Source organism: Microcystis aeruginosa LEGE 91341 (genome assembly GCF_015206885.1).
Taxonomy (GTDB): Bacteria; Cyanobacteriota; Cyanobacteriia; order Cyanobacteriales; family Microcystaceae; genus Microcystis; species Microcystis aeruginosa_H.
This window is the reverse complement of the sequence record NZ_JADEXY010000139.1, coordinates 1-10,873: the sequence shown is the minus strand read 5'-3', so window position 1 is coordinate 10,873 and position 10,873 is coordinate 1. Positions and strand designations below refer to the sequence as shown.

The following is a 10,873-nucleotide window of genomic DNA, read 5'->3' as shown; positions in this document are numbered from 1 at the left end:
ACCCCAACCCCTGTCTTCTGTCTCCCGACGACTGATTAGCGGGCAGAGATTTGGATCGTTTCTGGTTTACTTAAATCGCCGGTAATAGTTAAACTGCGCCGATTAGCGTTGAGATGACGGACAATTTTATAGATAGCTTCAACTTGGTCACTAGCACCGATTTTGGCCGCTAGAGTGGCTAGGTCGAGAGAAGTGCCCGTTTCCCGAACAACTTGCACGATTTTTCTTTGTAAATCCAGAATAGAAGCGGCGGCTTTTTTCCCTGCTTCTACCCCGGGCTGATGGTAGGCGTTAATGTTAACTAAACTAGCATAGAAACTAACGGCCCGTTCGTAGAGGGCAATTAGGGCCCCCACCTGACGAGGAGTAACCTCTGGGATCGTGATGGTGATAGAGTGACGACTATTTTCGTATAAAGCTTGTCGAGTACCTTGCAGTAATCCTGAGAGGAAATCGCCAGCAGTGGAGCCGGTTTCCACTTCGATGGAATCTCCTTGTCGGTCTTTTAACACTTCAATAAAAGTGGCGAAGAAATTGGGAATCCCTTCGCGTAATTGTTGAACGTAGGCGTGTTGATCCGTGGAACCTTTGTTACCATAGACGGCAATCCCTTGGTACACCGTCTTACCATCGAGGTCTTTTTCTTTACCGAGGGACTCCATAACCAATTGTTGCAGATAGCGGCTAAAGAGATAGAGACTGTCTTTGTAGGGCAGAATCACCATATCTTTCTCTCCCTTGCCGTTGCCCTCATGATACCAAGCTAGAGCCAGTAGGGCGCTAGGATTTTTTTTCAGGTTATGGACGCGGGTGGCGATATCCATTTCTTTGGCCCCGGCTAACATTTCATCAATGTCGATACCCTGCAAAGCGGCCGGGAGAAGACCGACGGCGGATAGTTCTGATGTACGACCACCGACCCAATCCTGCATGGGGAAACGAGTTAGCCAATCTTGGGCGTATTTGTCCAGTCGGCTACCCGGCATGGTGACGGCGACCGCGTGTTGGGGAAAGTCTAAATCCTGTTTTTCGTAAGCGTTGCGGACTTCTAACATTCCATTTCTCGCTTCGGGAGTGCCGCCGGATTTACTGGTGACGATAACGAGGGTGGTAGCTAGGGGTAAATGGGCTAAGGTGCGATCGATGCCTTTGGGGTCGGTATTATCAATAAAAGCAATCTCTAAGGCGGGAAAATCGGGGGATAGAGCCTCGGCAACGAATTGGGGACCCAAAGCAGACCCCCCGATGCCTACACAGAGAATATGGGTGAATTTTGCCCGATTAGGCGGCTTAATCGCTCCGGAGTGAATTTTCTTGACAAATTCTTTGATCTGTGCTAGGGGTTCGGTGATTTCGTCCCGCAATTCCTGGTTAGGAGCGAGTTCAGGAGCGCGTAGCCAGTAGTGGCCGACCATACGCTGTTCGTCGGGATTGGCGATCGCACCCCGTTCTAAGGCTGCCATGTCTTGGAAAGCACGCTCAAATTTTGCTTCTAGACCTTTGAGAAAAGCCTCATCGAAGGGAATCCGACTGACATCGAGATAAAGTTCTAGGTTAGGGTGATAGTATAACCAATCTTGGTAACGTTGCCAGAGTTGCAGATTATCCATAAAAAAAAGCGAAATTTTTGTTTAATTACTCGTTTAGGAGAGATAGGATTCTATCCTCTCCAATCATCATACAGGTAGTTTTAGACTAGAAGATGACGGTTAAGCATATATTAGGGGTTGGCAAAATGTTAACAGTGACGGAACTATCCCCTAATTGTTCGGTTTGCTGGTGTTGGCTGTTGATTTTTTAACTGGTTCTATGGCTATCTACTCATCCCCTCTCAAAATCGGTAACTTAGCAGTACATAGCCGCGTCTTGCAATCACCTTTATCCGGTGTCACCGATTTAGTTTTTCGGCGCTTGGTGAGACGTTTTGCTCCTGATTCGATGCTCTATACGGAGATGGTTAATGCGACAGAAATCTCCCAGCTGCAAGAGTTACCGCAATTGATGGTTATCGGGGACAAAGAACAACCAATTAGTATGCAATTATTTGATTGCCGTCCCGATTTTATGGCTGTGGCGGCGGAAAAAGCGGTTAAGGAAGGGGCGATGACCATCGATATTAATATGGGTTGTCCTGTTAATAAAATTACTAAAAAAGGCGGCGGTTCTTCCCTTTTACGACAGCCAGAAATTGCCGAGCAAATTGTTAGGGAAGTGGTGGGAGCGGTATCAGTGCCGGTAACGGTGAAAACTCGCTTGGGATGGAACGCTCAGGAGATTAATATTATCGATTTTGCCCGTCGTTTGGAAGATGCGGGAGTGCAAATGTTGACCCTGCACGCACGCACTAGGGAACAGGGTTATCACGGGCCGGCCGATTGGCAATGGATTAAACGGGTGAAGGAGGTTTTATCGATTCCTGTCATCGCTAATGGTGATATTGTTTCTGTGGAAGCGGCGATTAATTGTTTGGAATTTACCCGGGCCGATGGGGTGATGTGTTCGCGGGGAACCCTCGGTTATCCCTATTTGGTGGGGGAAATCGATTATTACCTCAAAACAGGCAAAAAGTTGCCGAAACCCACCTCTATTGACCTGTTAAGCCTAGCTAAAGAGCATTTACAGGGGCTATGGCTATACAAGGGACAACGCGGTATCTGGCAAGCGCGGAAACATCTGGCTTGGTATTGTCAGAATTTTACCGGTGCGGCGGTTTGGCGCGATCGGTTTTCGCGGATCGAATCCTTGGGGGAGGGCTGTGATTTAATTGATGGAGCTATTGCCCAATTAAACCTTGAAAACGAGAATATCTACAGATAACGGTGCTATAAGCTGTAGGTTCTTACGAACCTTTTGCTGGTTCCTCAGCATCATCGACAAGGTACATTTACTACCTAAACCCGCTCACGGGTTTCAGCATTATGGCGCAATTTGCTTGCCTGCTCCTGACTATCGATAATATCAGGTCGGGAGCCAATAACCCCAACGCTGAGAAGGTAAAATACCCCCATATTTGCTACATCCGATCGCACTCCCGTCCGTCGCTGTGCCTAGACGTTTTTAGCTTATAATCATTTGCTTGAATCAATGATCATGGTGCGTTCCCCAAAATTGATCGCTGCAGACGTAAGACTTGCATGAGGGAACGCACCCTACAGCTACATTCCTCTAGCGATTTAAGACATCATTGCGATGAGTAACAGAACCTACAATCTGCACCACCTCATCAATTAAGGCTTGAGGAACTTCCAACTCAACGAGGGTAGCAACTAAATCCTCAGCGATCGCATCGAAGTGGCTATCGGTTAAGCCCATCTCAGCCACTAATTCTTTATGTGCATCCCTCATAGGACGACCATTCCATTGTTCAGCACCACCAAAAGCATAGGTCATAAAGGCTTTTTGATGTTGTTTCTGTTGTTGCATATCTGTAGGAGCGAAGAAACGCTGGACTCGCTCATCTGCCAAAACCTTTTCATAAAATTTCTCTACAGCTAGATCAACAGCCGCTGCACCACCAAGCTTTTCATACAGTGTTTTCATTGAAAATTACTCCTTAATTGTATGAGTTCAAATGTGACACGAGACAGATGGGAGAAGTTGAAATGTTCAATAATCAAAAAGATTAGAGTATGGATAAATCGTAATTCATCTGTATTAGCAGCCCGCTCGTTGGAGCAAGGAGTATGTCTAACGGTTGAACTCACTCGCCGCCAATGACTTTGGATGATGTAGATAACTTTAGCACAAGGTCCGGTGCAGTGATTGGTTAGATCACTCCTAATTCTTACCTAAAATCTTGTCATACTCGGAGTGCGACCCAACCCAGAACCAAACTATCTTTTCTTCATCTGACTTCTTAATCCCTAATGCTCGCCATCCAATGCCGACTCTGACTGACCAGATTTTTTCTCTTGGTTTCACCTCTTTGAACTCTAGGCTGGGGTGAAATGGATTTTCTTTCCAAATCTCGTAATTTTTCTTGGCTGTTTCTTGTACCCTTTACGGCAAACTGAGAAAAAGACGAAACCTCTTGGTTTTGGCTGACTTCATTCTTTTCCAAAGCCTTTATCTTCTTTTCTCCCCTCTTGTTCTTCTATCAGGGCTTCCTGTGCCATTGTTATTAAAGCTCCCAATTCCAGATCTTCGTTAGAAAGGCTTTGCTGCCATTTTAATTCACTTTCAATATCTTCTAGCAATTGATAATTCATAATTGATCATTCACTTTGGTTGATACTCCTTTTTCTTATTGCGCTAATATTCTGACTAGCTCTGCTTTCTTCATCTTGCTTAAACCAACGATTCCCTTTTCTTTGGCTAGAGTCTTTAATTCAGAAACAGTCTTGAGTTTGAGAGTTTCTTCTGAAAACTCCTCAATCACTGCATCTTGTTGAGATTGAGGAGTGAGATAAAAGACAGTTTTGAGTAAATCTAATCCCTTCCCTTTTGTAATTCCACACTTGAGGGCGACAATTGAGTCTAAACTCTTCCAGAATTGACGGGGAGCCTCATCAATCCTAGCAGTAGCCGTAGCTAATTTAACTGTTTTTATTGGGCTATTCGGTTGTTCAATCAAGAACTGTAAAGCAGATTTAATTTCTTCTCTTGAAGCTGTTGACAGATTTAGTTTTGGGGTTTCTTCTCTTGCCAAAGCTCTGGATATATTCCTAGCATCTTCTGTTCTATCGGCAATAATACACCAAATTCTTTCTAGTCCAGCCCTTTCAGCCACAGCATAAACAAATGAGTTGCCGATAACTTCATAGCGATCCTCTGATAGTTCTTTGACGATTACAGGCAGCCAGTTGCGTCCACCTGTCTGCTGTAATAGTTTAGCAGTAACTTCAATTAAAAAACTATCAGCATCGGTTCCATTGGTAATTTCTATTTCATCTAGGTATAGGTACTTTAAAGTACCAATATCGGTATATTCCATCATTGTAAAAAATACTCCTTTGCTAAGTCTTCGTAGTAGTAATAAACGGAACGATTTTTATAAACGGCTGGCACGCGAGCGAAAGCAGCACTGGCTATAATAGCGTATTCTGGCAGGTGATGAATATGTGAATTTTTACTGGCAGGAGTGTATTTAGGATAAAAATAGTGTACAAGGTTTTTGTCATTTTTTAGTATTTGATTAATTTCTTTTTGGGCAGTCTCTAACTGTGGTTGAGTAATCTTCTCACCGTTGAAAAAAATTGGTAAGGCTATGGGAGTCCCATCTTTTTTTAATTTTTGCATTGGCGGTAGAAACTCCTTGATGGCAGTGGCTGCATTATGAAGGGAGAATGAATTGTTATGTTTTGTGGGTAAGAGGACAACATCGGCAGCATAAACAGCCAGCTGGCTAGGAAATCGCCAATTGGGAGCGGCATCTATAAAGATGTAATCATATTCATATCTAGCTAAGTCTAATTTTCTATGGAGAGTGAATATTTTCATTTGAGAATTATACTGAAAGTCCGGATAGTCTGCCATTTTAGGATCAGCAGGAACAACGTCGAAGGTAATTTGTCGTTTTGGATTCTTAAAAGTATAGGGAATAATCACTGATTTTAGATCAATATTACGGTCAGTTAAAGCCTTTTCTAGTAGGCCATCTTCTGGGTTTATATTTAGGATAGATTTAGTTAAATCTCGTTGATTAAAATCAAAGTCTAAAACTAGAACTTTTTTCCCTAAAAAAGCAAGAATAGCCGCAAGATTTACGGTTGTGGTGGTTTTGCCTACACCGCCTTTATTATTGTAAACAGTAACCGTTAATGCTTTGGGAGTATTGTCAATTTTTGTCTTGATCAGAGCTACCGTCTCATCAATGTTCTCAGGGGTTAGCTCTATGCAAGTAGTGGCAGGAAAAATGATTTTACCATGTTTTCTAAATAACTGGATGTGTGAACCGTTAGTGATAATTCCCCATTGGGCTGCTTGACAGTTATTCCCTAATAACTGACGCTTTAACTGATTGACAGTTGCCTTATAACTTGGACTATTTTCAGTTAGGTTAATATCTCTACCCTTTAACTCTATCAGCAGAAAAGGATTACTCTTTGTCTGTAAAAAAATATCGTTTTCTAGGTTTCTCCGAGTGGCAAAGTCGGTAATCCCACCGCCTCCCGTGTCGTATTCTGGAATTCTCTCCGTGGTTGAAAATCCTAAATATGATATCAGGTAAGGTGCAAAGTTGGTGCTAACGATCGCTTCCGACGCATCTTGAGGCAAATGCTGAAGATAAGGTTTGAGACTTTTTACTTTGGGGGTGTTATCTTTCATTTGAGTTCACAAACTATAGACTAAAGTTGATGAATTACTGTTTTTTTGATTATAATACTAAATCCAGTTATTAAAAACTGATTATTTATTCCCCGTCTTGCCTTTTGCATGAGTAGAAAACGGGTTTCTCGGAGAAACCCGTTTTCTGTGCGTTACTCAACGGATTTAGTATAACACCCCATTTCCTCAACCCCTAAACCATTATGGAAAAATTAACTAATCTCGATCGCATTGCTGAAGAAATTTTAGGTTTAATTCCAACAGAAACGGTTATCATTGCCGAATTTGACGGTGATAGTATTTATTATCGCGCGGGTGCGGGTAAAAACACCCAGGCAATTGTGGGCAAAAGGGGTGATATTGCCACGTCGGGATTGTGTACGGTGGTTTACCAGGGGAGTTGTCCGGTGGTGGTGGGACAAACCCTAGGAGATAATCGCATCCGTCAGGATATAGCGGTGGCTTTGGGGATAAAAACGGCTTTAGCTGTGCCAATTAGGGTTAATAATCAGTTATTTGGCGCAGTAATGCTGTTAAACCGTCTCGATGGTCAGGAATTGACCGATCGAGATAGTTTGTTAGTGGAGGAATATCTGAACTCGCTACTCAGAGATGAGGGATAGAAGCGGTTGGGTAATCCAGTTAAATGCTACGGCGATTTGATGGTTAAGGGTGGGCAGTCGGTAGAGATAGACTAAGCGACGGGTAAGATGGGCAAGGGGACCGGCTAATTCTAGTCCTAAACCGCTAATGGTAGCTTCATCGACTCCGAGGGTCAACATTTCGCCTAAAGGTTGATAACGGAAGGGTAAAGCCGGTTTATCGTGGAAACTCGCCCAAATATTCCAAGCGCAGTAGTCGGACTGTTGAAGGGCGACCTGAGCCGTGGCAGCGTATGGTTTATCCTCTTGGTCGCGACTATCGGCCGCATCGCCGATCGCGTAGATGCTGGGGTTTTCGACAGTTTGTAAATATTGATTAACTTTTAGTAATTTGCGCTCATTATGTGCTATGGGCAAATTAGCGAGCAGTGGAGAGGCGATCGGACTAACGGTCCAGAGAATTAGATCAACGGGGATATTGTCGATCTGTCCTTTGTAGTCAAGGGAGAGGCGATCCGCTTGGATGTCGGCGACGGTGGTTTCTAGGTCTAACCAAACTAGACGTTTTTCTAGGGCTTTTTTGGCGGTGTCGCGGTTAAATTGGGTTGAAGGGCCAAGTATATCGCTATTTCTTTCGATCAGACGAATTCTTCCCCTTTCTCCGAGACGATCGGCCAGCTTACAGGCTAATTCTACGCCGCTATAACCGCCCCCGATAATGGCGACCCGAATTTTATCGCGATCGGATTTTTCTAGGGTTTTGAGTCGATCCCGAAGACGATAGGCATCCTCTAGACTCCGAAAGGGGATAGCGTGGGTTTTGGCCCCGGGTAGGAATTCAAGGGAAGATTGACCACCAAGGGCGATCACGAGGCGGTCATAGCATATATCGTTTTGATTGTCAAGGGTTATTTTATGATTATTAACATCGATCGCCGTGACGGTTCCCTGTTGGAAGTTAACGGGGGTATTGGCGAGTAATTCGCTGAAAGGGGGAGCAATTTCCCAGGATTGTAGTTCTGAGGTGACTAATTCGTAGAGAAGGGGAGAAAATAAAAAGCGATCGCTTTTATCAATTAAGGTAATTTGGGGAGGGTGTTGATCTTGCCAAGGCAATTGACTCAAACGTAAAGCAGTATAGAGTCCACCAAAACCACCACCGAGAATACAAATTTTTGGGTTTGAGTCAGTCATATCGATCGCTGAGGGTTTTGTTTCTTATTTTGACACTCCCTGCCGTAAAATGGACGGGGAAACTTAAACCCAAATTTTCGGTAAACCAGGAAAGAAAAATAGTTTTTATTTATCTACCTAGCCAAATCGTCAGCAAAGCCAAAATTGTAGCCAGAAAAAGGATATGATTCATCCAATCATCGAAAGACCAATTTTTAAACATAATTTAGTTCCTTAAAATCGAGGCTTACTGCTCAACAGCTTACCTTAATTTCTAATAGAAGTGCTATCGGGGGCAGCCGGTTGACCCGGGCAATATATTAAGATCAGTTAAGGGCAGTAAAGGGATCGTTAAATCAATCATAAATTGTCATAGTCCATTTCCTCCAGAGCCTAGCATAGAGGGGAAGCCTCCTTAATCCCTAGGTAATTGTATGAATGGACTACAACAACAGATTATCAGTCTTGATCGGAAAGTCGATCATCTACAGGATATTGTCGAAAGCCTCAGCCAGCAAATTGCTATCCTAGCTGGGGATAAATCGAGTCGTTCTCCGCGTGAATCCCTGGAAATGGTCGGGTTTTCCGAGTTATCCGATAATAGCCTCTACGATCATAAAGATATTCTCCGAGATCACGGTGGCAAACAATCCCCGGCTGTCAATGGCGATAATTCTTTTGCCGATGAAATCCAAATTCGCCGATTAACCGCACAATTGACGGCAGCCTACAATCGCATTGCAGCTCTCGAAGAACAATTACTTACCTATCGCATCCATTCCTAGTTAATTTCTGCCTAGAGGATTGGTTAAACCGGGTAAGGTGGGATTAGTGGGCAAATTAGGCAAAGGATTGCTATTTTCTATTGTGGGATTGTTAGCTTCCCCCGATAGAGTCGCTAAAGCCACGCGATCGCCGCCCACCTGTCGCAGTAGATCCAAAACCCCAACCACTTCGTTATAACTGGCATTTCTGGAGGCATTCAGTACCATCAGTCCATTGGGACTATATTGATGATAATTCTTGATTGCCTCGAACAACTGGGGGCGAGTCACCATCTGTTTTTCGACGTAGAGTTGTCCGAAATCATCGAGACTAACCACCAACATTTCCCGCATCGGGGTGGTGGCGGTACTAGCTTTCGGTAAATCAAGACTGATAGCCTGTTGGCGAGATAATCCCACTGCACCGAGAATAAAGAAGGTGAGAATACAGAAAATTACATCGATCAGGGGAATGATGTTAACCTGCACATCCTCTTGAATGCGGTGTTGATCATGCCATAATTTCAGGGGACGGGCTGTGATATGGCTACTTTTCGGCTTTTTGTGGTTAAGAGATTTAGTTTCGGCCATGGGTTATAAGGGGGAGACTTAGCGATCGAGCGGTTTTTCTAGGTTAGCACTGAGGGCGTATTGTTGGTCTTCTCCATCTAGCCAACGTTGACGGTAGATAATTTCTAAATCACTGCCAGCCTTGCGAAAAATTCTAGCTTGATTGAACCAGAGTCCCTGAAAAATGCGATAGAAAGCGAGGCTAAAGATAGCGACAATTAAGCCTGTAGCGGTGGAAATTAAAGCTTCACTAATACCTAAAGTTACTCCGGCTGTGGAGGAGGTTCCCAGGTCACTCAGTTGAATATTAGCCAAAGAGGTAATTAAACCGAGTACCGTCCCTAATAATCCTAGCAGGGGAGAAAGGGCGATGACTGCTTCAAGGATTTTATCGCCCCGTTTCATTAACGATAATTGTTCATCGGCAGCCGACTCGAGGGCAAAGTGAAAAACCTCTGGATCTGGATTTTCTAAGCGCAGGGGTGCGTAGAGATAGCTACCGATGGGGTGATTGCGGGAATCCCTAGCGACTTTTGCCGCCAAATCCCAGTTACGGATGGCGGATTCCATAATACGATTTAAAATCTGGCCCTCACTAAGGAGGGTGCGACTCCAAAACCAAATTCGTTCGATAATAGTGCTAAGAGCTAAAATAGACAGAAAAAGCAGCGGCCACATAGCCACTCCGCCTTTTTGGATTAAATCAGTTATACTCACGAGTTGTTTTGTTCCTCCAATACCGGGCGATCGGGTAATGATTATAGTTTAAGATTTAAGTCGATCAATTGAGATTTGACATTTATAGTTCTTACGCTGACTCAGAATACAGGATGAGATGGGGCTTTTCAAGGGGCCAGCAGATCTAAAAAGGCAAGAGTAAAATTAATATTAACGATTTCAGTAAACCTCTTGCATAATCAATTTTTAGTGCTTCAAAAACGTCAAAAATAAGGATTAAGTGGCATAAAATATGTAAATAGAGCATTTAATTGATTATTATTCATTCTTAGTTCTCCGGACGACCGACTACTGGCCACTGACTCCTAATCAACCTCGACAATTTTTGATTTTTACAAGAGGTCTAGTGATTAGCCCGACTCTATTTGAACCTAATTCTCGCTCGATAAGTACAAATCTTGGGTCTCTAGATATCGATTAGCCAATGACTATGAAAATCCTCGTCTCTAGGGCTTGAAAAACTTGTAGGGCTTCTATTTTCGGGTTAATCAAGGAAAATTCCCTCAACAGCACTTCGCTTAAACTATAGCGTTTTTCAGTCTGCTGAGGTACAAAAGTTATGGGTTTTAGGCAAAAGGCAAGAGGTAAAAGGGAAGAAAAATAGGTGTACCTCACTAGCTTAGGAAACGCTATATAGCAATTCTTGGAGCTATGAGGTACAATGAAAAGCAAATAGACAAATAATAGAACTCGCCAGCTTCCTATGAGACCCTATTCCGTAGATTTTCGCCAAAAAATTATCGATGTCTGGAAGAAAGA

General features: G+C 43.6%; 11 protein-coding genes and 1 pseudogene. 3 read left to right on the top strand and 9 right to left on the bottom strand.

Annotation, left to right across the window (positions count from 1 at the left end; translation table 11 throughout):
• Window positions 1–35 precede the first annotated feature (35 nt).
• The gene (locus tag IQ234_RS17405; RefSeq protein WP_193957998.1) at window positions 36–1,610 is read right to left on the bottom strand and encodes a glucose-6-phosphate isomerase; all 1,575 of its coding nucleotides are present in this window, start codon (window positions 1,608–1,610) and stop codon (window positions 36–38) included.
• Between the two features lie 199 nt (window positions 1,611–1,809).
• Here IQ234_RS17405 and dusB point away from each other — a divergent pair, with 199 nt between their 5' ends.
• Complete coding sequence (dusB, locus tag IQ234_RS17400; protein ID WP_193957997.1) at window positions 1,810–2,817, top strand: tRNA dihydrouridine synthase DusB; 1,008 nt, start codon at window positions 1,810–1,812, stop codon at window positions 2,815–2,817.
• 348 nt (window positions 2,818–3,165) lie between these two features.
• Here the strand turns inward: dusB and IQ234_RS17395 are convergent, their stop codons facing one another.
• The 5 genes and pseudogenes from IQ234_RS17395 to IQ234_RS17380 all read right to left on the bottom strand — a co-directional run bounded on the left by IQ234_RS17395 (window position 3,166) and on the right by IQ234_RS17380 (window position 6,267).
• Complete coding sequence (locus IQ234_RS17395; RefSeq protein ID WP_002768248.1) at window positions 3,166–3,540, bottom strand: group I truncated hemoglobin; 375 nt, start codon at window positions 3,538–3,540, stop codon at window positions 3,166–3,168.
• 237 nt (window positions 3,541–3,777) lie between these two features.
• A pseudogene (locus IQ234_RS21340) lies at window positions 3,778–4,050 on the bottom strand (hypothetical protein).
• Window positions 4,047–4,208 carry a hypothetical protein gene (locus IQ234_RS17390; protein WP_193957999.1) on the bottom strand — a complete coding sequence of 54 codons (162 nt, stop codon included), beginning with the start codon at window positions 4,206–4,208 and terminating at the stop codon, window positions 4,047–4,049. Before IQ234_RS17390 ends, IQ234_RS21340 begins: the two are co-directional and overlap by 4 nt.
• A gap of 35 nt (window positions 4,209–4,243) precedes the next feature.
• The gene (locus IQ234_RS17385) at window positions 4,244–4,936 is read right to left on the bottom strand and encodes a Rho termination factor N-terminal domain-containing protein (RefSeq protein ID WP_193957996.1); all 693 of its coding nucleotides are present in this window, start codon (window positions 4,934–4,936) and stop codon (window positions 4,244–4,246) included.
• Entirely contained in the window at window positions 4,933–6,267 is a 1,335-nt protein-coding gene (locus tag IQ234_RS17380) for an AAA family ATPase (RefSeq protein ID WP_193957995.1), read from the bottom strand. Before IQ234_RS17380 ends, IQ234_RS17385 begins: the two co-directional genes overlap by 4 nt.
• Window positions 6,268–6,470: 203 nt before the next feature.
• On the opposite strand from IQ234_RS17380, the gene IQ234_RS17375 reads away from it, so the two are divergent.
• The gene (locus IQ234_RS17375) at window positions 6,471–6,890 is read left to right on the top strand and encodes a GAF domain-containing protein (RefSeq protein ID WP_002750080.1); all 420 of its coding nucleotides are present in this window, start codon (window positions 6,471–6,473) and stop codon (window positions 6,888–6,890) included.
• Here IQ234_RS17375 and IQ234_RS17370 read toward each other — a convergent pair.
• Complete coding sequence (locus IQ234_RS17370) at window positions 6,870–8,063, bottom strand: NAD(P)/FAD-dependent oxidoreductase (RefSeq protein WP_193957994.1); 1,194 nt, start codon at window positions 8,061–8,063, stop codon at window positions 6,870–6,872. The genes IQ234_RS17375 and IQ234_RS17370 overlap by 21 nt on opposite strands.
• Window positions 8,064–8,476: 413 nt before the next feature.
• On the opposite strand from IQ234_RS17370, the gene IQ234_RS17365 reads away from it, so the two are divergent.
• Window positions 8,477–8,827: a hypothetical protein gene (locus IQ234_RS17365; protein ID WP_110579416.1), complete on the top strand. Its 351-nt coding sequence runs from the start codon at window positions 8,477–8,479 to the stop codon at window positions 8,825–8,827.
• On the opposite strand, the gene IQ234_RS17360 is transcribed toward IQ234_RS17365, so the two are convergent.
• Window positions 8,828–9,397: an ExbD/TolR family protein gene (locus IQ234_RS17360; RefSeq protein WP_002776482.1), complete on the bottom strand. Its 570-nt coding sequence runs from the start codon at window positions 9,395–9,397 to the stop codon at window positions 8,828–8,830.
• 18 nt (window positions 9,398–9,415) lie between these two features.
• A complete protein-coding gene (locus tag IQ234_RS17355; RefSeq protein ID WP_002787907.1) occupies window positions 9,416–10,054 on the bottom strand; it encodes a MotA/TolQ/ExbB proton channel family protein in 639 nt (212 codons plus the stop codon).
• Window positions 10,055–10,873: the final 819 nt, after the last annotated feature.